We start from the raw sequence: 24,049 nt of genomic DNA on the forward strand, positions 1-24,049 counted from the left end.
ACGATCACTTCATTAGTGGCAACCGCGGACCCAAGTGTTTGGACTGGTGATGTGGTGGTACCAAGCACGTCAGAGCTCAATGTGGCGTTGCTTGTTCGTGACTACCAAGACTTATCAGGAAATACCGGTGGCCAGAACACGGCTTACTCCATGCCAATTACACCGACAATACACCTAGACGTTATCAACGATGTTACTGGAGTGGAAAGCGTGACAGTAAGTGGTAGCAGTGAACGGTTTGAAGATGGTGAGTTCATAGATATTAAAGCAGTCGACGCTGATGGTACAGAAGCCACAGGCATGGCTACCGTGCTTTCAGACTCATGGACAACTGATTTAGATCTTTCAGGACTGAAGGAGGGGGTAGTGACGATTTATGTAAATGGTACCAACAAGCTTTCCGCCTCTGCCGAAGAGGCTCAAGCAACATTTAACTATGATCGTTTCGCAAGTACAGCGAGCGTTTAGCTCGCTTTATTTCTTTGGGATTTTTTGTGATATTTATCAAAATAATTGCCTTTATTGATAAGTTACTCGAATTAATGAATCGTCTTAATACAAGGCTGAATAACTATAATAACTAGGCCAATGTTGCTTTTAGGTGTGTATGAAGTGATTGTGATGGTCGCTCGGCAGGTGCTGTGGTGAATGTGTCGCGTTGAAAATCTTTTTAAATATTATATATTTACGCTCGTTTCTATACTCTGAGTATAGTGTTCTGCATGAGGTCGATGGGTAATACCTCGCCTCTTTAACTCGCGATGAAGCAAATTTAATCCTAGCAAGCTTCAGAGCAGTTACTTTTGTGAGTGCGTAATGCGCTCACCTTTTTATTTAAACTTCCTCAGTAACAGTCAATTTGTTGTTTGTTGCTGAGGAGGGCACCTCATAAACTTCTGAATTTCCTCGTGCTTACCTGAAGCGCACGTGACTACAATTTTTGTTAACTTCAGTCCATAAATTAAATTTTTTTAGATAGTAAGATTTTACCATTTTGACAGAGTGGGTGATGTTACTGGCTTTTATTGTGGTTAAATCGCATGTTTTAATAGTAAAAGTCGCCATTTTTTTGGTGTTTTTGATTTCGGGCGATTTTTCTATCTCGTTGAAAATAAATGGCTAAGTAAGTAGGATACGCAGACCAAATCGTACTTGTAAGCCTTATCAGCTTAATTGTCACCGCAGCCATATTTACGATGTTGGTTGTGGAGAATTCAAATGCATTTAGTTTGCAAATTTATACCTAGCTCGAAGCTATCCTCCAACGAGCTATCTTATGTTCTTACACCGGACGAGTGTATAGGACAGCTTTCGCGTTTGCGAAATTCAGATGACATCCTTAGAAACCTCCCTAAAGAATTGGCGCAAAAGATTTCCATCTCTGCCAAAAACACGACCAGCGCATTGCTAGCTGCGATAAGAATCGAATTGGGGAAAGGCAATTGGGTGTCATTATCTACCGTTGCTCGTCGTTCGCCATTGACGGACTCTCAGCTGCAAAGCTTCCCTAGACTTAAATCACTCGTTGACTCTGTATCTGCTTCGAATGAAAGCAAAGCTTTTAAAGCAGGATACAAGCAGGTTACCGACGATGTTGCTTTAGTTCGTAGTTACACGCATGTCCCCTCTGAGCCAAGCCCAGATCAAAAAATCGTTGTCGAGTTTGCAGGGCAGTGGTCTAGCAACGCGGCATGTTTGATGTTGGGAAAAACCGAAGCTCAAAAAGAAAAAGTGACTGTAGGCAAGGCTGATACAGAAAACAAACACCGCAGCCTCGCGATATTTAAAGATCTCGAAGCTGAGGGTAAAACGCTCTATATCAAAATCCCTTGCACTGACCAGCCTCAGCCAATTTTGCTTAAACTCGCCGAAGACCTGCAACCCGTTGATAAAGAAACTCAAATGGATGAGTGGGATAACGTGTTGGTGCCTGTGGTTCCGCTGCACTTCCCTGGTAGCGATAAATCAGATGAAGCTGCAGAAGTGTTTAAATCAGGCTACGTGTATGTTGTTTGGAACAATAAAATTTGGCGCGAAGTGGCAATTACGGAAAATGGTTACTTTTCAGATACGGACATTAATAGTGTTCGTGAAGGCTCTAGACCCAAAAGGCACGCCGATATCTATATGACCAATCCTGAAACAGGCGGTGTTTTCGCTTATGAGCCTTTCCAAATCGTGCAGAACGGCAAGGTGGTAAGTGAAGGCTCTTTGAATGGCTCTGGAGAGGCTCGAGTGTTCAACTTAGTTGAGGAAGAAGTTGAGATAGTCATGACAGGCTATGAACCACAAATCAAAGAAAAGATTGAAACAAATTTGAGCCCTATTAATGCTTCTAGCCCAGTGGAGCGGAGCGCGCAAGGTTACCCTCTCCCGCATATATGGCTTCCCTACAAGATTAAAGGTGAGCCTCAAGAAGTATATTTGGCTTATAACAGTAAACGATTGAGCGAGAGTGAACTATCTGAACTAGAAAGTGATCCCGGAACCAAGGCCATAAAAGTCACTGATCTTAACCATTATAGCAGTGAGAAAAGCTTTAAAATTGGAGACGGTTCTGTTCGTCTGCTCTCAGTATTACCAAGTGCTGCGACCTCAAAACCTGAAAAATACGCAATGTTACGAAGCCAGCTAAATAAAAATGTAGCGGTCGTGTATTTACTTAAATCTGTCGAGATAGTTTTCGAATATCCGGGCTATACGACGCTGGACGAGTCAGATGATTACTTTGAGTTAAGGCAAAGCGATGGTGATTGGTCGCAGCGAGTGTGCTTGCGCCAATGTATAAAAAAAGAGAATGGTTCTAGGTTGATTCGTTTTACTGGTTGGCCTGCAGAGGTTAAAGAAGTGGATCTTCTCCGTGGTTATCAGGGCAATAGTCATCACGGAAGAGATAATAAAACGGTCATTTTTGCTCAAACACCCATTGCGGATTTACTGGCTTATAAGAAAAAAGATCAGACAAGTTAACAAAACAACTTATTCGGGTTGCGTTGTCACACTATTAAACGCGATCGAGAAAGATAACGAAGAGAATATAAGATGAATCTACGTCATACATTATGCTTGATTACTTTAGCGGTCTTATCTGGCTGTAATCAAGAATCGGCCAAGGAACCAGAACAACACGCGCCAAAACCTCAGACGGTTCAAGACCGAATCGCAGAAAAAAATGCTCAACAGTGGGAAGATGGTCGTGTTTATATTACAGAAAACAATTACGTTATTTATGACAAAGAGACGGGTAAACCTAAACACTTTATTTTTAAAGCTAAAGAATGGCCACGTGAAGATCTCACCAATGAAAGCTCTTATGATTTACCACGTGTAGTGTTCCGTTGGGATAATGCCCGAAATGAAGCAAAAGGCCACTATGATCAAAGGGATAAAGTGTGGAGTATCAAAACGGATGGGACGGACTTGCGTCTGGTCGCAGATGAGTTTGTTGGCAAAGTTCGTCTAATGCGTGTCTCTCCAAATAATCGCTACTTGGCTTTGGCCTATTCGGCCTCAGAAGGGATGTTTAAAGTAATTAAAGATCTTAAGACGGGTGAGTATATTGAACTAGGTCGTTCACGTGGCTACCCAGAGTTTCTATGGGCAGAAGACAGCAGCTATCTTTACTACGTAGACAAGTTTAAAGACTGGAAGTACACCTTAGCGACAGGCGACAAACAGCAAGTAGACACAGAGTTTAATGAGTACTCCGTGATTTATGATGGCAAGCGTTATATGGTCGATGAATATGGGGTTGGTGTCTTTGATGAGCGCACGGGAAAGGAGCTTTACTCGATAGTGCCGGATAGTTCACGTTCTGCAGATGAAGCCCGTTTTCGTAAGAAATCAATTAGCCCAACGGGGCGCTATTCTTGGGCCGAAACTAGAACGCACCGTTATCTTATTGATACCCAAAGTAGAACCTTCCAATCAGAAGAAATCGTACCGCGAGCGGTAGGTAAACTGCGCTATTTTGAGATTTTGAGTAAAGATGCGAATTATGCTCGGGATGGAGCGGCACGGGCCATCCTCAGTAAACTAAAAGAAAATAAAGAATTTGGTTCTTATTTAAAATGGGAGCAAATAGGGACGGGCCATAGTGCCAGTAACTCTTCTCTTTACAACGCCTTTGCCAACAATGGTGATTTTGTTAAAGGGGATGAACTGTGAGCACTCATGATACCTGTAACGCGATACCTTTGCGTGCCAATTACTATTTGTTTGGTGCTTATTTTCCTGCTACTCAGGAGGGTAGAAAAAACGTCTATCCAACTTGGCACGAAGAGCCTAGCTTGCTTAAAAATAAAGACGTGACTAATCTTCGCCCTTTAGCAAAAGTGCCGATGCTTAACGTAACCGATAGCGATAGCCCTAAGCTTTGGGCTACCGACCATAAATTTAAGTTATGTTCACTGGGTAACGGAAAGCCCGATCAATATGGGGCTTTTGAGGTCCTGACACCAGAGCACACAATTCATGCTTTAGGTAGGGACCTACCCAAAGAGGGTGAGCAAACCTTCACTTTCCGCTTTCCGCCCTTGCCTTTAATAGCTTCACTTTCTGAGTTAAACCCCAAAGAGTTAGCTACAAAAGTTGCAGAGTTGAGTAGCCAGTTGGAAAACAGCGAAGCAAAACTGACCTTGACAGAGATCAGCATTGAACAATTGGCTAAGCCTTACGAACCAGCTGCGAACGGGGGGCTCAGCGAAGAACAGGCAGAATATAACAAGTGGTATGAAGATGTAAGTGAATCGGGAGAGACACTAAAAGGCTTCGTTTTACCTGTTGTGGCGAGTTGCGCGGTGGTTTTTTCTGATCAAGGCTATGAAAGTGCGACGGTTACTTTGCAAAAATTTGACTCAACCAAAGAAGGTGGGGAATACAAAACGATAGGCTCTTCAGTACAAGCGGCATTACCTGAAGATGAGCATTCAGAAGAAAATGCTAAGCAATATCCATGCGCGATGTTTCACGTTGATCCTGCTGATTTTAAAGAAGGCTTATACAGTATCCGTGTCGAATTTATTCCAAGCCAGATGAAAAATGGTGTTCCACAGTTCATTAAAGACGCTCATATTCAGCAATTTTCTGAAGGCTTAGATACAGTCTACACTTACGAGCTACGTGAACAGATTACCTTTTTTTCAAGCACTCCGTTAGGGAAATTTGCCATTGTCAGTGGCGATATGATCTCCCTTGAGGAATCCTTGATTTATCAATACCCTCAGTACTTTGGAAATATGAAACATTACCTTCACGGTAATGTACAAGGTGTAACAGCCAATACGCCAGCTTCAAGGAGTATTGCGTTACTCAAGAATATCCGAGATGTGTCTGCTCAGCTAGGAGCAGGGCTGCTGAGCGGTAGCTTGCAAGACACTTTAGACCGTGATGGCCGCCAAGCGGTGTTTAATAACGTCTCGAAACTGTATTGGGATGCAGTTAAGTCCGAGATGCCGCCTGCGATGAAAGCGGCAGGCGAATTGTATTACGGTATTTACAGTACGAAAGAAGCGCTTGATAAGTTGCAGGAACTCCACACTCCAGCTATCGCGGGTGTTGGTTGGAAGGCGCTATTTCACGATAAGGTTTTTAACACCAATGAAGCTCGGTCAAGCGCACTAGCACTTTCTTTAGAATCACGTCTGGGTAACCGACGTGTGGTTGCCGGGCGAGTTGCGGAAGCTTGGCTTTCTGGTGGTAAAACCGTTGGTTTTAATGGCTTCGGAACGGGATTGACAGCACTTAGTTTGTATAAAAAAGCTAAACAGCTGGTTAATCAAAATAAAAAGGTTGATAAAGCAGAGCAAGGAACAGAAGAAGTTACAAAAGACTACCTTGCTCAAATTCCAGTTTGGAAGACAGCTAACCATATCCAGGAAGAAAAACTAGAACAGGCTTTAAAAGATGCGCGTGATCAATCTGGCAATCAGATTGACGCCATTCTCGTAAATAGCTCTAGAGGCGCAGGAATAAAAATAGAATTTGCCTTTAACTCGCGTGAAAAAGAGTTAAAGGATCATGCACCTATATTTAAACAGCTTGCTGCTTCTCTTGCCAACGTTTTAGAGAATGAGCCAAACCTTAGAGTAGAGATAGAAGGGCATGCTTGCCAAGTCGGTACCGAGAAAGCAAATATGCAGGTCTCGGCAGAGCGCGCAGAATATGCGAAAAAACTGCTCATGAAGGAGTTCCCTGTTTTTGAAGGTCGTGTTTCGGTAGCCGCTTTTGGTGAAAGTAAACCTGTCTATGTTCCCAAACAAGGTGAAAAAGTCGACCGCAACAACCCTAATCTAAGACAAAACCGTCGGGTTGTAATCCGTATTTACCTGCAATCCCTGAACATATTCTTTCATCCCAGTCGCTATGGCTCGCATGCAATGGAACGCTCTAGGCTTGCTCTAGAAGCTGAGATGGTTGCGCAAGATAAAGCAGAAGTCGCACTGCGAATGGCGATTTTTGACAGTGTCGTTGACGTCGCTTCCTATATTCCTGCTATAGCTCCTGCGGCAAGAGGGTTTATGCTTGCCATAGAGGGGTCAAAGACAGCAATATCTGCGGTGAAAGTGATTGATAGTTTAATGTTGGACTCCTTCCTAGAAGAGTTAAAGCAAAGCCATGAGGTTGTCAGTGAGCTTGAAAGGCTGGCAAAAATACATATCGAGTTACTTAACGATTTGCGACGCAGTAAGGTAGATGTAGGTATTGAATGTAGGTCTTACCAGGAACTCATTACTCACCTTGAGAGCGAAGAAGTTCGTAAGGAGGTATTAAAACGCTACCAACTACGAGCGCTTGCTATTAATGGCTTAGTGTTATTACTCGCTGACCTAGGATCTCAAACCAAACGGAATGCTAATATCTCGTTTAGGTTTTTGGTTGAGCGTTACAAGGTGAAGGAATACATTGAGAACTACATTTTGAGCGATGATTGGTCTGTACATACGATCAAAGGAAACACCTTAGCGGCTAACTGGAAGAACCGTTGTGATAACGAGTACTACACCGAATTATCGACAAAGATGCCACAAGGTGCGCAGCATTGGCCTGCTCCAATAACAACTAATAGTAAAGTTTCTCATCTCTCTATAACCGAAAACAGGGATAGCTTTAAAGCGTCAGGTGCATTTAATCAAATCTTCCCGATACAAACCATGTTGTTTGAACACCCAAATGAAACGATGTTTGATAACTTTACCGAGTCATTTAACCCGCAAGGAAGTGAGTTAAAGAAAGATGAAATCGGCTATTGTCGAATACTAGTTCAGTCAGCTCGCTATGCTGAAAGTGATGAACCGGAATGGATGTCATATGATAGTTGGATTCAGCAATCTAGCAGCAGTCGCCTAGGTCCATACGATAAAGTGAAAGTGCAGTTGATACTTAAAAAAGAACACAAGTATGCGAAGCCAGTTACTATTGGCTATGATCGCGTCGACGGGCTCGAAAATATTAAAGGTCCAGCTTTCAGTGACTGGATGCTGCCAATGAAGGTTAGTGACTTCAAAGCAGATCCTGATGGGCGAATAAGTGCTTTTTACAAGCAACAGGGGATTGATGACGGCGCTACGTTGATTGCTATTGAGCATATTCCCTCATTCCGCTTCGGTGATGTGATGATCGACGGTATGAAACCAATGACCTCTAAAGCAAAGCTAATGTTCTCTGATGCAATGTTCAGTATGGCAGTTTCCGGAGCAGCGATATCGGGTCAGCCAAGCGACTATTTTGCAGAAGCGGATTCCTTTAAGCGCTATGTAAAAGGCGGAGGCTTCCAAAATATGCGTTACTGCTTGGGAATTAGAACAAATCAAGGGCAACATAGTTTTTATTTACCACAAGAGTACAGTCTGGGGCAGAAGTTTGATGATGCTGAAGATGAGTTGCAAATTGGCGCTTTAAGTACAGAAACTAGACTGGTTTTGCTTGATACCTACTTGGGAGAGCAGCAACTGCGTCTACGTGAACAGGACCTTATGGTAGAGAGCTTTACCTTAATGGCAGGTGAGGGAGACAAAAATACCATCCCTATACTTCATGGCATTAAACAGCAATTGGTGGCTATAGACACCAAAGCGTCTGGTTTGAACTTTTTCAGTGAAAGAAAGTGGTACCAATCGGCTGATAATATCTGGCGTGATGGTTTCTCATGGGGAAACAAAAAGAAAGACGATCCTGCCAGTATTTATGTACTGATTTTGGGTGAAAGTCATGAAAAAGCACTTTATGAACGTTTGGGTATGCCGTGGGAAGCAGTGAATATGTGTATTCAACTGGCGCTCGACGGAAATGATGGCAAGCCAGTTAAAGGTCCTCTTTACTTCACCGATATGTATCATATTGGTGAGTTTGCCTATAAAAACGAAGAATGGATGTTTACTGAATCTATTTCAGAAAACCATCGAGAACAAGTTGATGCCATGAGTGAGTTTATAGGTGAAGCTGTAGGTAGTCTCACTAAAGAGAATGAACTATCTAAGATCAAAAACTATACGATGTACTGCATGAGGTTTAACTTGGAATATGTTGCACCAACGGGAGTTAGGTTAAAAGGCCTAAGACCGTTTGGTGGTGTAATTGGTGGTAAAGCGAACTTGGAGCTTTCGGTTGCTCATCTAAAACAAGTCGGATTAAATGGAGTTGATGACTATGATATTGGTCGTGATGCTGTAATTTCTATTCCTTCTTTAAATGCGGATAGTGCTTTGGCTGGTAATTTCTTTAGTGATATGCCTTGGTTAATTGAGAAAGAGTCGACAGAGGAAGGCGTAGACAAGTCTGCGGCTGAAACTTGGAAGCAGTATAACGAATCTCAACGCAAGAAATGGCTGAAAGATTGGATTGAGAAACAACCTGCGGTAACTCAAGCACCCAAGCCCTTGGAAAAGTCACTTGATAACCCTTCCTAGATGCAAAAAAAACCGCCTTCGGGCGGTTTTTCTTTTCTTATGACTTCATACTGAATTTAGAATTTTCTTTTTAAGCCCCATCAACCCACTGCAGAAATGTCGTATTTCTTCATCTTATGGTTGAGAGTGCTCATTGGCAGCGCCAATCGCTCAGCGGCCTTCTTGGTGTGCCAATTACACGCATTTAAGCAATCGATGATCACTGTGCGCTCGTATTGGCTGACAACATCCTTAAGGCTCTTTGAAGCATCTTCTAAATCCGCTTGTGCTGGCTGCTCATAAGCAGGTTGTTCTGGAGTAGGTGAGGCTGCTTTCACTTCGACAGTTGGTACATCTTCTGGGGTTTGTTCACCAAACTCGATATGAGTGATGGTTTCAAAATCGGACAGTAGTACCGAGCGCTCGATGATGTTTTTAAGCTCACGCACGTTCCCTGGGTATTGGTAGGCAAGCAGCTGTTTACGTACATTGGCACTTAACCCTGGCGCTTGCGGCAAACCTAGCGTGTTGGTTGTGTGTTGCACGAAATGTTCAGCAAGGGGAATAATGTCCGACTTACGGGCTCTCAGGGGCGGCAATGTTATAGGGAAGACATTTAAGCGATAGAACAAGTCGGCACGGAATCCGCCATCTTTGATTTGCTGCATAAGATTACAGTGGGTTGCAGCGATAACGCGCACGTCCACTTCAATCTCTTTGCTAGTGCCGATTGGGCGAACTTTACGTTCCTGTAGCACACGCAGCAATTTTGCTTGCAGTAGCATTGGCATATCGCCAATTTCATCTAGGAAAAGCGTGCCGCCGTTGGCTGCTTCAAACAAACCGACTTTGTCTTTGTCTGCGCCCGTAAATGAACCTTTCTTATGCCCAAAGAGTTCTGACTCTAATAACTGCTCTGGGATTGCGGCACAGTTTTGTACGATCAAAGGTTGTTCTGAACGGTTAGAGTTTTCGTGAATGTATTTCGCGATCACTTCTTTACCAGCGCCCGTTTCACCACGCAACAGAACGTCGACAGGAAGAGATAGCACCTTATCAAGACGATTCAATACATTGAGCATTTCTTCGCTCTCTGCAATAGGACCTTGATAGGCTTTCTGGGTACGTTTTTTGAGCTGAGTGTTCTCGCGCACTAGGGCTTGATTGTCGGCATTGAGATTTTTTATTACTTGCCCGTATTGCTCTAACCAAACGGCTTGGCGAATATTACTCGCAGCCATACGACAAAACTCAGTCAAGGCTGCCTCGTTATCGATGACGTTCAAATCGAGTAAGACTAACAGTCCAATGGTTTTGCTTTCGCTATCAATCAAAGGCCAAGCCAATAAGTTCTCGCTTTTTAATCCCAGTGTCTGCTCAGTTTGATAGATGCTTTCGCAGTCATAGCCGTTGTACTTATACAACTCGTTAATCAACACCACTTCACCATTACGAATGGCAAAGTTGAATGGATCGTTCTCACTGGCTGAGTCTAACTGTAATGCTTCCCAAGGGTGGGAAACGATAGTTTTATCGTTATGGTGAGCGGTACTTGGAATCAACGCCTGCCCAGTCTGGTCCAAAACGTAAATGATGCCGTGCTTTGCGAGGGTCATTTGTCTCGCAGCGGTCAACACGGCATCCAAGGTTTGGGTAAGCTGGCTGCGATCAGCCAAAGACTGACTGATCGCAAGTAGGGCGTTACTAAGTTCGCTATGGTTAGCTGAACGCATAGGTTAGTGTTCCTTGCTCATCGACAGACACTTCGATTTGCGTATGTGAATCATCCTTGTCATGCACTAATAGCTGAGTCGATAGTTGCGGCAGCAACTGACGGTTGATGACCGCGTCGATGTTACGCGCGCCCGTTTCAGCAAGGCGACAGTTACCTAGTACGAACTCAACCAAGCTTTCTTCGTAGCTCAGAGACAACTTGTGATGGCTCTGTAGACGCTGAGAAACTTTGTTCAGCTTGTGGTGAATAATTTCTGTCATTGCTTCATCAGACAGCGGAACAAATGGTAGTACTGACATACGTGCCAACAGCGCCGGCTTGAAGTGTTGGTTCAAAGTAGGGCGAATAGCTTCTGCGATGATGTTTGCATCGATGTCTTTGGATTGATGAACCAAAGATTCGATCTCATGCGTCGCAAGGTTACTGGTCATGATGATCAGCGTGTTCTTGAAGTCGATTGTGCGGCCTTCGCCGTCGTTCAGCGTGCCTTTGTCGAACACTTGGTAGAACAGGTTCAACACTTCAGGGTCGGCTTTTTCCACTTCATCAAGAAGAACAACAGAATATGGACGTTGACGAACCGCTTCTGTCAGCATGCCGCCTTCACCGTAACCTACGTAACCCGGAGGTGAACCGATTAGGCGAGATACCGTGTGCTTCTCTTGGAACTCAGACATGTTAATGGTCGTCATAAAGCGCTCACCACCAAACATTTGATCAGCAATTGCACGAGCAGTTTCGGTTTTACCCACGCCACTTGGGCCAACCAGCAGGAATACGCCTGTTGGTGCGTCTGGGTTGCCTAAGCCTGCTTTTGCGGTTTGAATGCCTTCAGACAGTGCATCGATAGCGTATTCTTGGCCTTTGATGCTTTGTGTTAGGCTTTCTTTCAGTTTTAGCGTGGTTTCTGCTTCGTCTTGAAGCATCTTACCCATTGGAATACCAGTCCAGTCCGAGATCACATGGCTGACTTCATCTGGGCCCACTTCAAAGTGAACCAGTGGGTTGCCATTGCGGATTACATCTAGCTGTTCTTGGCAGCCCGAAATTGCAATGCGAACGGCTTCTTCATCCATTTCTGCATATGGAGAAACGTCTTGCTCTTGTTCTGAATCTTCGTCTGCAACAAGCTCTTCTTCGTTTGTTTCGCCAAAGACCAGTTCATGTAAGCGAGAGCGTAGAGCAATCATCTCTTGGATCTGCTCTTTTTCTTTGTGCCATTGCGCTTCTTGTTCTGCTAGCTCTTCTTTCGTTGTTTCCATTGCCAGTTTTAGGTCTGGAATGTTAGCAAGGCTGTGCTTGTCGCCAGTTTGCTGCAGAGCATCACGCTCAAGTGCTTCAAGCTCGCGCTGTTGAGCTGCAAGTTCTTGCTGCAGAGTCTCAACAGAAGCAGGAATGGCATTAAGGCTGATGTTCACTCGTGCACACGCCGTATCTAGTACATCGATCGCTTTGTCTGGCAGTTGACGGCCAGAGATGTAACGAGCAGAAAGTGCTGCCGCAGCAGTGATAGCATCGTCACGCACGTAAACGTTATGTGACTTCTCGTATGCTGGGCGCAGACCACGAATGATCAATGCTGCTTGCTCAGGAGACGGTTCGTCGAGTTTCACCAATTGGAAACGACGCGCAAGAGCAGGATCTTTCTCGAAGTACTTCTTGTATTCCGACCATGTTGTCGCAGCGATGGTTTTCACTTCACCACGCGCTAGGGCTGGTTTTAGCAAGTTTGCCGCGTCGCTGCCGCCCGCTTGGTTACCACCGCCAACAAGGGTGTGTGCTTCATCGATGAAAAGAATGATAGGGGTTGGCGAGTTTTTCACTTCATCCAATACTGCGTTTAGGCGTTTTTCGAATTCGCCTTTTACGCTTGCACCAGCTTGCAGAAGACCCATGTCCAGGCCGTAAAGCTCAACACCTTTGAGGTTGTCTGGTACGTCACCTTGTACAATCTTAAGTGCCAAGCCTTCTACTACTGCGGTTTTACCAACGCCCGGTTCACCAACAGCAATAGGGTTGTTTTTACGGCGACGAGCAAGAATGTCCACGATTTGGCGGATTTCTTGGTCGCGGCAGAAAACAGGGTCGATTTCGCCTTTGCGTGCTTTACCAGTGAAGTCGGTTGTGAACTTGCTCAGTGCTGAACCATCTTCACGAGCTTGTGTTTTTTCTGAAGTAGCAACTTGCGCCTCAATAGAGTGGCTTGTTAGCTCTGCAAAGTTACGCTTAAGGCTGTCAGGGTTTACCGCTTCAAGGATAGAGGCGTAACCATGTTGGCCGTAACGGAGAGGGTTGCTAACAAGAGTAAGGAGCAGGGCACCAGAGCGGATTTGTGTTTCGGATAGATCTAAAGAAGAAACCAGCCAACTTTCTTGCAACCATTCGATTAATAAAGCAGAAAAAACAGGTTTGCTGCCATTTCCTTTGGCGTTGGTGTCGAGTGTGGATCGAACCGATTGTCTTAATAAGTTCTCAGAACAATCAAAATGACTCAATAAGACGTCAAAATCACTATTTGGCCTTTCTAATAGACTCAGTAAATAATGCTCAATTTGAACTTCGTTTGCTTTTTCAGAGACTGCAAGTGCAGCGGCGTCTTCTAATGCTACTTTTGCAATCGGGTGTAGACGCTGAATTAATGAAGAAAGGTTTATATTTATCATAGCCATTTTATTCTTTAGAGGAAAAGAGGTAGCGGCTATTATACTAAAAGTAATTGCGCTCTTTTTTTATCAAGATATTTTGACTATCGTTTGTTGGTTATTTTTAATGATTATTGTGACATTAATGTTTGTGGTTATTTTAATGGCGTTGTTATTCTAAATTAATTGATAGTAAAAGTGTCGGATTTATTAGTTTTAATGACTTTATTTACACGGTTTTATATGGTTATTTTCACTTTTTAAAGTTAGAACAATTTATTATTATCTTAATCCAACTTTTTGGTTTTTTATCCAATAAATTGTACTCAATATATTAGTGAACAATGCCTGGCATTACTTAAATTGTTGTTTTTGTTTGACTTTTAAAGTTGGCACGGACTTTGATTGTACCAACTAGTCGCGGTGATAAGCGATTTGGTGATTTAAACAAAACAGATTTTAGAAAAGGAAATAGCGATGCCAACTCCAGCATATATGTCTATCCAAGGTGAGACTCAAGGCCATATTACTAAAGATACTTACTCTGCAGATTCAGTAGGTAACACATGGCAAGAAGCTCACGTTGATGAGTTCCTAGTACAAGAACTTGATCACGTGCTAACAGTTCCACGTGATCCACAAAGTGGTCAGCCAACTGGTCAACGTGTACACCGTCCACTTGTTGTAACTAAAGTTCAAGATCGCTCATCTCCACTACTATTCAACGCACTAGTATCTGGCGAAAAACTTCCTGAGTGTGTGATCCGCTTCTACCGCACTTCAGTTCAAGGTAAACAAGAGCACTACTACTCAATCAAATTGATTGATGCGCTACTTGTCGATATCCAAACTCGTATGAACCACTGTCAAGACGCAGCAACAGCTGACCGCGTGACAGAAGAAGTGCTTAAGTTCACTTACCGTGCGATCGAAGTAACTCACGAAAACTGTGGTACTGCGGGTAACGACGACTGGCGTGCTCCACGCGAAGCTTAATTGCTCGTCGCGTAAAGATTCAGGGCCAACGATTGTTGGCCCTAATTCGATTATTTGTATCAGGTAAAAGATATGGTGAATGACGTAGAATTTAAATTTGAAGTGCCTGGATGTGGGCATGAATTTCGGGTCGAGAGCTTTCATGTTCATGAAGAGTTATCTAAGCCTTTCCACATCAATCTCTCATTACTTTCACTTGATCCAGATATCTCGTTCGATGAGTTAATACGTAAAGCAGGAACATTGACACTTTACGGACAAGGTGTTGGGGCTGCGCGTGTGTTCAACGGCGTGGTGAATGAAGTGCGTTACTTAGGAACTGGACGTCGTTTTTCTCGTTATCAATTAGTCTTGGTTCCTCAAGCTTGGTTCTTATCTCAGCGCCAAGATTGTCGTATTTTCCAGCAAAAGTCAGCGCAAGACATCATCACAGAAGTACTCGATGATGGGGCAGTCACCGATTACCGATTTGAAGTGTCGGGTACTTATCCTCCAAAAGAATACGTTCTGCAATACCGTGAGTCTGACTTGCACTTCGTGCAGCGTATGATGGCTGAACACGGTATGTGGTATTACTTTGACCATAGCGATTCAAATCATACGATGGTCATTGTCGACAGTAATGACGCGATTGCACCTTTGATAAGCTCGCCACTAAATGCTTCTTACATTGGGCCGATTGTTTATCATGCCGATGGTGGCGGTGTTGCCGATCGCGAACATATCTCTGATCTCGAGTTAGTTAACCGCGTTAGAACAGGACAGGTTACGTACACAGATTACAACTACGAACACCCTAAAATTCCACAAGAGATGACACAGGCTGGCGAGCTAGACCAAGATCTCAAGCAGTTTGATTATCCTGGACGATACGTTGACCCGCTGATGGGTCAGGTGAGAACCACGGAGTGGATGTCGGAACACATAGTCGATAATCAACAAGTGGAAGCAACGAGTGACGTAATGCGCTTAGCATCTGGTTACAGCTTTAACGTCAGTGACCACCCGCGTTCTGAGATTAACCGCGATTACCTTATGTTGTCTGTAATGCACACAGGTCAAGATCCGCAAGTGCATGAAGATGAAGCGAGTGGTATGCCAACCACTTACTACAACCAGTTCTCGTGTATTCCACGTGATGTGGTGTTTAAAGCGCCTAAACTAGCAGCACCAGTGGTTGATGGCCCTCAAACGGCGGTTGTTGTAGGACCAGAAGGTGAAGAGATTTACACCGACAAGCTTGGTCGAGTGAAAGTACAGTTCCATTGGGATCGCTACGGTGATAACAACGAACATTCAAGCTGTTGGATTCGTGTAAGCCAATCCATGGCGGCGCCAACATGGGGCGCAGTTTATTTGCCGCGTATTGGCCATGAAGTCGTAGTGACTTTCCTTGAGGGGGATCCAGATCGTCCGTTAGTTACGGGCGCAGTTTACAACGGTTTGCATTTCCCACCGTACTCTTTGCCAGAAAACAAAACTCGTACCACGTTCCGCACGCAAACGCACAAAGGAACAGGTTACAACGAGTTGAGTTTTGAAGACGAAGCGAACCAAGAAGAAGTCTATATTCACGCTCAAAAAGACATGTCGACCAAGGTGCTCAACAACCGTTACCGTGATATCGGTCAAGATGAATTCTTGAAGGTTGCACGTCACCAAACGAATGAAGTTCATGGTGACCATAAAGAAACCATTCATGGACATAAAACGACACAAGTAAACAGTACGTTTACCGAGACAGTCGAGCAAGACGTTACCGTCACATACAACGCGAACGAAGCCCAGTATGTGAAAAACAATTCTGACTTAGAAATTGGTGATAACCGTACGACTAAGATCGGTAAAAATGATGACTTAGATATTGGCGAAAACAGTAACCTTACTATCGGTGCGTCTAAGAGTTCAGATATTGGTGCGGATGATAACCAGACGATTGGTGGCAACTTAACGGTATCAGTGAAAGGGAACACCGCTTATAAAGCCGATGGTGCAACGCAAATTATCAGTGGCGACAAGATTGTATTGAAAACGGGTGGTTCCTCTTTAGTGATGAACAGTGATGGTTCAATAAAGTTATCAGGCTCGGCTATTACGATCGAAGGCAGTGACAAAGTCGTCGTGAAAGGTGGCAACGTAGTGGTTAACTAACAATGGAAAAACAACCTCTTACAACAGAAGTAATATCAGAGCAGCAAGCCGAATCAACGGCTTGCTTTTCGCGTTTTGGAAGAATAGTGGCTATCAATGAGTCTACGGGCAGTGTGCGAGTTGATTTTGATGGTAACCCATTTAAGCAGCCACTCACTGCGAGACTAGGACGTGGCTTTCGTCGTTCTGAGCTGCAAATGGCTATCGATAATCGATTAAGTTGTCGAGTTGAATTTTTGAACGACGACTTAAGCTTGCCTCTTGTGACGGACATTTTCTTCTCCATTCTGGATGACTCTGACGAGTTTGTATTGCGAGCGAAGAAGATGGTTATCGAGACAGAACAAGAGTTGGTAGTCAAAAGTGGTGAGACAGAAACTCGCTATAGCGGGCGCGATGGACGAATTACCACTAAAGCGAAGTACGTCACCTCTCAAGCAGAAAAAGCACAAAAAATTCAAGGCGGAACGATCGCAATTAACTAATTACCTAGCATTAGCTAATTTACGTCGAGTTAGCTAATTACTTTGTATTAACTAATTGCAATCGCGTTATGGCACGCTAATAACGGATAACTAGATGCGACAAAGAATCGGTGTCGAGCACCTAAAGGCACCCATAACCAATCAAGAAGTCGAAGGCGCGTTAGCAAAAGCTGAGCGCGCTGTGAACGACCTTTCCCAATTGCCAGTAACATGGCTGGATTTCTGTAATGAAAAGCTGTCCATTGCTTCTGAAAGTATCGGTTTTTTAATCAGGCAGCGAGTTCAAATTCACAAAAGGGGTTATCCAAGTCGTGAGTTGGCGTATCTCAAGCTGATTGAACGCCAAATTGAAGAACTGAAGCAGGTGTACTTGTCGTTTTATCGGTTAGCACCGGGGTTGATTCATCAGTTAAGAGGCCAGGAGCCAGAAATCTACAGCTGGCTGATGCTACAAGGCGAGTTGGGCTCAGCGTTGGATAACCTTTTGTGCGGCTTGAGTTTACTCGAAGATATTGACGCTAAAACCGCAATGGTCATTGCCGTACAATCTCCGGTTGAATCTATGGATAGCACGCTTTCGGAGCTTATTGAGGGTAATGCGACATCCAGTGCGTTTTACTTTGAATGCTTACGTGTACGTCAAACATTAAGTGTTTCTCTCATCAAGCGCTGGCACAAAGCCAGCATCATTAGCTCTCATGTTGCTTTGCCACTGCTCGCTTTACAAGACGTGAAAGAGGGGATTGATTGGCTCAATGACAATGCAGGCAGCGAACAATATCTATTTGAACGTTTGATTACCAAACGTGACAGAGGCACTTGGCTCCGTCAGTGCTTTGGCATCGAACCAAATGGATTACCATCAGCGCAAGTGCTCACTTATGCCAAGTTACTTGAGTTAAAAGAGTTTGAGGCGTTTGATATCTCTTCTTCATTAGCACCTGTTGATTTTGCGCTGGGTGGTGATTGGAAACTGGTACCCCAAATCATCGAGCACTTGGAAAGTCTGGAGGAAGGTGAAGCTGAGGGTGAAATTTGGCTTCAAGCCTTGTATGTCGTCTACGGAAAGCTTCTTCCTCTGAATCCGCAAGATGTTGGTGTCGAGTATGAATGGGAAGAGATTGTCGATCTGCTCAATGAGTGGGTGGAAGATGAAAAATATATCCAAAATCTACCAAGCCGCTTGGGTTACGCATTGAGCTTCGAGTCTACGTTAGCTGCGATGCAAGATTCTAACGTTGATGTGCTGTTCCGCGATTGGCTATGGCGTCAACTCTGTATTCAATCCAGAGCCTACGTGCCTTGGGATATGGCAATGCCGATTCATCAACAAGACTGGAACTTTAACAATTTAAAGGCCGCACCTTCTGCGAGCGAACGATTCAACTTAAGGAATAGCAATGCAGTTATGGGATATTGAGGCGTACCCTGAGCTATCACTCAAAGGTCGTTTTCAACGTGACGAAAACGGCGATGAAGTCTGGGTTGTAGTCGCCAAACGCACATGGCAATTCGATGGTGTGGTTTGGCACGAATTAGGTGAAAGTGAAATCTTCGATGATCCCCAATATTTGGGCGAAGAAGGCTTCTCTGCGATGAAAGTTGACCACGAGTTCGCGTATACCAAAGAAAACACAGATGTACTTGTTTACGGCAAAGCGCGCAGCTACGCGAAAAAGCCAGTGACATACCAAGAGTGTCGTGTGCTGATTGATGGTCATATCGATAAGACTCTCGCTATTCACGGGGAACGCGTATGGGTTGAGCATGCTGGCAGTATCACGCTGAGCAATCCAGTCCCATTTATTGAAAAAGACATTGATTACACTTGCGCGGTAGGCGGTGATTTACGTAACCGAATAGGTGGTGGGGTTGCCGACTCCAACAAAGAATTGCTTGAACAGAAAGTGCCCTCGATTTTTTATCCCCGAGAGGACTGGAGTGCCGCCGCGAAAAAACTACGCGTTGCGGGGTTCGGGCCAGTGCCTCCGTTCTTTGAGTCGCGCCAGAAGCTGGCCGGCACGTTCGATGACGATTGGATTGAGAATCGCAAGCCAATGTTGCCACTCGATTTTGATAAGCGGTTCTTCCAAAGCGCGCCTATTGATCAACAGTGCAAAGGCTTCCTTCGTGGGGGGGAGCGTTTGATGATGAGTGGCTTTTGTCATGATGACACGCTTTCATTTCGAATTCCTAAAGAAAAATACCGTGCGATCGCGACGTTCAAAGATCAAAGTTATCAAGCTGATATGGCGATGTACACCTTATTCGTTGATGCGGAAAAGAAAACTATATCAATCAGTTACACCGCTGCGTTTCCTTGTCAGGGCAAGGAGCATTTGTTGGTGTCGACATCCATCACTAAGTTGGAAGAGGTAAGCGAGCATGCATAATTCAACAGGCCGTTACGTGCTAGGGATGGAAGTGATGACGCCAACCGGTATGAATTTAGATATTGCTAGTGCAGTTTCGTATGCTGACTTAGGAAGATTCGACCAATGTGTAGGGGATGATGGTATCGAGCGTTTTACTTACGCCAAAATCGAATACACCAAAGAAAGTGAGCAGTCTGAGAAAACGTGTGAGTTAATCACCCACTTGCTTGATTCATTGTTAGCACAGTTACCACGTTCATTGAGACCAATACCTTTGCTTATAGCGGTGCCTGCGTCTGTTTCACTAGTAAAGGTGCAAGAATGGCTTGGTGAAAGTAACTATGCTGAATTTCTCTCTGTGGTGAATGCTGTTCATGCCAGTGGGCCCAGTTTCGTTCTCCAGGCCATGAAATCATTGGATAAATATGATGCTATGATGTGTATCAGTGTCGATTCCTTGGTGAGTTCGATGCAAACACTCATCGACGATGCGATGGTAATGAGTACCAATAATCCATGGGGCGTTATTCCGAGCGAGGGTGGGGCGGGTTTAATTCTTTGTCGAAAAAACACCGTAGAAACATTGAAACTTAAGCCTCAAGCGCAGCTTGGCTACATTGATACGGAATTAAACACTTCAGACCGAAGAGGCATGTTTCGACTTGTTCAACGTGCGAGTAAAAAGCTCGATTCATTTGGTGAAGTGTATTCCGATATGACGAACCTGCGCATGCATTCGGAAGATTACGGCTTTGCTCTGGGGGCGAAAGCAGAACGATTCACGAACCCAGAACAACCGCAGCTTATCAATGAGTTGTGGGGCACAATGGGTAGTTGTTCTTCTCTCGCTTTAATTGCCTTTGCGGTCAGAGAGCACCACTTTAAGCAACCAACTACATTGTTAATGTTCGACTTTCATGGTGACAAAGGAGTTCTCCAATTACTGCAATGTTAGTGGGCACTCATCGATCAAATGGCAATGAAAATATACTCATATTATTAGGTTGAAGTTTGTAACACGAAAAAGCGTATAACTCATGCAGTGAAAGCGTAAGTAAAAAGGTCTAATAAGTTAGTAATAATAACTAAAATAATAGGCTTACTGTTTGTTTTAAATACCAACCTTGATACAAGTACGTTCAAGAAAATATTATTCAATTCTAATAATATTTATTCTATGAAAGAGTACTAAGTGTCTAATAATCAGAGTACAGCCAAAGGATATATCGATCAGTTGGTTGTTAAAGCTATTGAGAAAAAGAAACTGAATGAGCAAAGGCTAGCAGAAAAAAATAAGCCGAAGCTTGAGTACGTGCTTTTTTCACAGTTTGATGTATTAGACAAGCTTCCTTCTAAAAATGGTAAGACAACGGTTTACCATCTTGCAAAAAAAGGGCAGCCAGAGAAGCAAATCTGTTGCAAAGTTATCAATGATGACTCGCCAGAATTTGCGAGCAAAATGTTGATTAACGAAGCGAGCAGGCTGGAGCTTTCTCAACACCCTAGCGTGGCTAACTTTGTAAAAATCGGCAACGAATTCGAACGCCCATATTTGATGTACGAGTGGATCCAAGGTGAATCACTGGCAGAAAAAATGGAGCGTCATTCTTCTAAAGGCTTCCGCCACGACCACATCGCTTGGTTGGTGTATCAACTCGCTGGCGCTCTAGAGTTTATGCATACAAGAGGTATCTGCCATCTTGATATTAAACCATCTAACGTATTAGTGAGTGAAGGCGATTACGTTAAGCTCATTGATTTCGGCGCTGCTCGTTACATTGGAGAGACAGAACCATACGCAGAGGCAAGCTTGAGCTACGCTTCCCCTCTTTATATAGAAACTGGCATCGCGGAACCGCAAGATGATGTTTACTCTCTCGCTTTGCTCGCTGGACATCTATTTTTAGGCTCAATATTTGGTGATGCTTGGAATAAGCAGTTAAAAGACCGAAAGCGTCCGGCTTTGATCCCGGCTCATATTTGGAAATTGCTGAAAGAAGTCATCAACAAACCAAGAGGGCATGGCTATACCGCTATTTCTTTTGCTCAACAGTTAGCGCGAATCGATACGCAATCAATTAGCTCAAATTCTAACGCACCAATTTTCAGTAGCTTGCGTAACGCGGACTTGCTGCTTACACACTGTAAGCCAAATGATAAAACGGCGTATGGTCGCTTTAAAATATTAGAGGCGAGCTTAGTGTTGAGTGTGCTGGCAACAGCAGGAAGTTATTTGTATCAACAGAATAAAGATCAATTGGATGCCATTTTTTCCCGAGGTGTCACTACTGTAACTCACGTTATTACGCCCTCTGAAACGGCTTCTTTTTTGGCTCAGCCTCCATGGAAAATCAAAGAAGAATTGTCTCAAGCTACTCAGAGTATTGATATGACAGTAGCTTATCGAACAGCATATCAAGCTCAGCAGTTAAGCCTCTCGAATTTATATGAAGAAAAACAGGCTCAGTTAACGTCGTATCAATCGTTAGCGGATGGCTTACCAATGGCATTAGTCGAATTACGTAAAGAGCTTGTCACCTTGCGAGAAACCCTTGTTCGTGACGGTGCCCTGTTTCCATATGCGGATGAGGCGTTGACTAAAGTGATGTCTGGATTAAATGTCGCGTCTATCGATTCCATGAAAGTATCTGCCATAGCTGGCAGTCGAGATAAGCAGATTGCTCGCTTAATTTTAGATGGTGAAGCTAAGCTCGCAGAAAATGAAATGAAAGAGGCATGGTTGTTAAACCAGTCACAAGCCTATTTCTACAACCAAATCTTACCAAAGGCTGTGATGGAAAATATTAATGACTCCATCGATAAACATGCAGAGGCGCACTTTTACACCAAAGCAATTGAAGAAGCTGAATTAGCCAAAGCCTACTTCGGTAATACGCCAGAACTAGACAAAAAAATAAAGGATTTAATCGTCGCAAGAAGCGAATTTATTTTGTTTAGCACCGTGATGGAGCAATCCGTTTACGACAAACAAAAGCTACATGAATCCCTTGCCGATTTAGAACGGAATGCACCAAGTAAATTTACAGAAATCACGAAAATTCTAGATAGCATGGCGTCGGATGCGATAGAGCAGAGCCATCGATTATCTAAGCCAGCAAATGGCGCAATTGCGGTAGCGCGTGCGTTGAGAGATTACTTGACTGAAGGAGACGTGAATTTTGTCCAACATTGATATCGATCGTCTGCTTAATCCTATTTCTGATGAATCTCCAGTGGGAAACGATGCCCGTTACGAGTTTTGCTATGAAATGATGGAGTCCGAAGTGAAGAAATTCGGTTCCTTGTTTGGCGAAACAGTAGATTGGAGCGTGGTAAAAACGCACGCGACCGAAGTTCTAGAGCACCACAGCAAAGACTTAAAAGCCATTTGTTACCTCGTTCGCGCGCTAACAGAAGAGTTTGGTCTGCAAGGCTTTGAACAAGGTCTAAAGCTGCTTAGTGAGGCGTTAAGTCGCTTTGGCGTTGAATTGTATCCTTCCCGAAAGCGGGGTCGAGATGGCGCGGTCGAATGGTTGAACCATCAGTTTAAACTGGTCAGCAGCAAGTTAGCGGAAAGTGCTCAGTCATGGGATTTGGTATCAAACTGCATTTCGATTATTGAAGAAGTGCAGCGCCAGTACGACGAGGTTTACCAAGACTCAGAAGCGGATTTCTTTGAGATTCGCACTCAACTCAATGTTTTATCTCAACAAGCGGCGGCTGATGAGCAGAGCGATGAAGCAGTCGTTAACGTCGAACAAGCGGCGCCTGCACCAGCTACGCAGCCTGCCGCCGCAGAAACGCCAGCGCAGAGTGAAGTGCAAACCGCACCGGTGAAGGCGGTTCCGCCGGCCCCTAAACCTGCGCCAGTTAAGAAAGCGGTAGCAAAAGAAGTCGATGTCGATACGGACTTCTCTTCGCCGACGGCTTCTAAGCGCACCTTGAAGAAGGTTGCGGAAGTCATGCTTCATGCGAACCCAAGTGATCCGCTGGCTTACCGGATTTATCGTCATCTGACTTGGGATGACATTGATGGTCTACCCGACCACCAAAATAATCAAACGCCTTTGAGCTTGGCAGTGTCGTCCGATCAACAAGCGGAATACCGAGATAAAGCTGAACAAGAAAGCGACATCGACACCATTAAGCGTTTGGAGCGCACATTAACGGATGCGCCGTTTTGGCTGACGGGCCATTACTTCGTGTATTCGATGCTTAATAACTTGGGCTTTGATGATGCAGCGCTTGCTGTGAAACAAGAAGTGACGCGTTTTGTTGAATCACTAGAGGGCATCGAGCACCTCTCATTTAAGAATTCTATACCATTTGCAGATGAAGCGACCTTGAGCTGGTTATCGACTCAAGATACTACTTCTTCGACTTCTCAACCCGTTGTTCAAACGGTTGTGATTTCGCAGGAAGACTCGCTGCCAGTGGAGGATATCACTCTAGAAAATCTAGGGGAATGTGCCGCAGAGCTTGCCCGCAAACTTGAGCTGGATAGCTCGGGACGTGGGCAGTTCATGCTGTATTTACAATTGATAGCAGCTTACCAGTCTGTTGGATTATACCCGTTGTGTTTGCCGTATCTTGAGAAGGGGTGGGAAGTACAAAAAGCGTTTAATCTCGCGAGCTGGGAACCCCACTTATCGTCACAGTTAGAAGACCTAATTCGAAAAACACTCCATCGGTTATTTGGAAGCAAGGATCTTCTACCTGAGAAGTATGAAGAGTGGAAAGCAATTTACGACTAATTAAAGAGTTAGATAAGGAACGAATT

Annotated in this window: 13 protein-coding genes and 1 pseudogene; 12 read left to right on the forward strand and 2 right to left on the reverse strand. The window is 44.3% G+C overall.

Going from position 1 to position 24,049, the window contains the following annotated elements; genetic code table 11:
* The 4 genes and pseudogenes from R7E00_RS01930 to R7E00_RS01945 form a co-directional block, all read left to right on the forward strand.
* Positions 1–468: pseudogene (locus tag R7E00_RS01930) on the forward strand (hypothetical protein); the annotation flags it as partial.
* A gap of 750 nt (positions 469–1,218) precedes the next feature.
* Positions 1,219–2,970, forward strand: coding sequence for a hypothetical protein (locus R7E00_RS01935; protein WP_258509908.1), 1,752 nt, complete (start codon positions 1,219–1,221; stop codon positions 2,968–2,970).
* A 72-nt stretch (positions 2,971–3,042) separates the two neighbouring features.
* Positions 3,043–4,167 carry a Tricorn protease domain-containing protein gene (locus R7E00_RS01940; RefSeq protein ID WP_258481946.1) on the forward strand — a complete coding sequence of 375 codons (1,125 nt, stop codon included), beginning with the start codon at positions 3,043–3,045 and terminating at the stop codon, positions 4,165–4,167.
* Positions 4,164–8,906 carry an OmpA family protein gene (locus R7E00_RS01945; RefSeq protein ID WP_258509910.1) on the forward strand — a complete coding sequence of 1,581 codons (4,743 nt, stop codon included), beginning with the start codon at positions 4,164–4,166 and terminating at the stop codon, positions 8,904–8,906. Before R7E00_RS01940 ends, R7E00_RS01945 begins: the two co-directional genes overlap by 4 nt.
* Positions 8,907–8,986: 80 nt before the next feature.
* Here the strand turns inward: R7E00_RS01945 and R7E00_RS01950 are convergent, their stop codons facing one another.
* A complete protein-coding gene (locus tag R7E00_RS01950; RefSeq protein WP_262606352.1) occupies positions 8,987–10,618 on the reverse strand; it encodes a sigma-54 dependent transcriptional regulator in 1,632 nt (543 codons plus the stop codon).
* The gene (tssH, locus tag R7E00_RS01955; protein ID WP_262606351.1) at positions 10,605–13,283 is read right to left on the reverse strand and encodes a type VI secretion system ATPase TssH; all 2,679 of its coding nucleotides are present in this window, start codon (positions 13,281–13,283) and stop codon (positions 10,605–10,607) included. The genes R7E00_RS01950 and tssH overlap by 14 nt, the downstream gene beginning before the upstream one ends.
* 456 nt (positions 13,284–13,739) lie before the next feature.
* On the opposite strand from tssH, the gene R7E00_RS01960 reads away from it, so the two are divergent.
* From R7E00_RS01960 to tssA, 8 genes are all read left to right on the forward strand, one after another.
* Positions 13,740–14,258 carry an Hcp family type VI secretion system effector gene (locus tag R7E00_RS01960; RefSeq protein WP_005373415.1) on the forward strand — a complete coding sequence of 173 codons (519 nt, stop codon included), beginning with the start codon at positions 13,740–13,742 and terminating at the stop codon, positions 14,256–14,258.
* A 72-nt stretch (positions 14,259–14,330) separates the two neighbouring features.
* Positions 14,331–16,409, forward strand: coding sequence for a type VI secretion system tip protein VgrG (gene tssI, locus R7E00_RS01965; protein WP_042523523.1), 2,079 nt, complete (start codon positions 14,331–14,333; stop codon positions 16,407–16,409).
* A gap of 2 nt (positions 16,410–16,411) precedes the next feature.
* On the forward strand, positions 16,412–16,894 hold the full coding sequence (locus R7E00_RS01970) for a hypothetical protein (RefSeq protein WP_025767908.1): 483 nt from the start codon (positions 16,412–16,414) through the stop codon (positions 16,892–16,894).
* Between the two features lie 94 nt (positions 16,895–16,988).
* Positions 16,989–18,314: a hypothetical protein gene (locus tag R7E00_RS01975; protein ID WP_042523526.1), complete on the forward strand. Its 1,326-nt coding sequence runs from the start codon at positions 16,989–16,991 to the stop codon at positions 18,312–18,314.
* The gene (locus R7E00_RS01980; RefSeq protein WP_262606350.1) at positions 18,295–19,287 is read left to right on the forward strand and encodes a DUF2169 domain-containing protein; all 993 of its coding nucleotides are present in this window, start codon (positions 18,295–18,297) and stop codon (positions 19,285–19,287) included. The genes R7E00_RS01975 and R7E00_RS01980 overlap by 20 nt, the downstream gene beginning before the upstream one ends.
* Positions 19,280–20,224, forward strand: coding sequence for a hypothetical protein (locus tag R7E00_RS01985; RefSeq protein ID WP_262606349.1), 945 nt, complete (start codon positions 19,280–19,282; stop codon positions 20,222–20,224). Before R7E00_RS01980 ends, R7E00_RS01985 begins: the two co-directional genes overlap by 8 nt.
* A gap of 237 nt (positions 20,225–20,461) precedes the next feature.
* Complete coding sequence (locus R7E00_RS01990; RefSeq protein ID WP_017633758.1) at positions 20,462–22,462, forward strand: serine/threonine protein kinase; 2,001 nt, start codon at positions 20,462–20,464, stop codon at positions 22,460–22,462.
* Positions 22,449–24,023 (forward strand): type VI secretion system protein TssA, encoded by a 1,575-nt coding sequence (gene tssA, locus R7E00_RS01995; protein ID WP_182015866.1) that lies wholly within the window; start codon positions 22,449–22,451, stop codon positions 24,021–24,023. The genes R7E00_RS01990 and tssA overlap by 14 nt, the downstream gene beginning before the upstream one ends.
* The last annotated feature ends 26 nt before the right edge of the window (positions 24,024–24,049 follow it).

Source organism: Vibrio sp. Vb1755, from assembly GCF_033338635.1.
Taxonomy (GTDB): Bacteria; Pseudomonadota; Gammaproteobacteria; order Enterobacterales; family Vibrionaceae; genus Vibrio; species Vibrio alginolyticus.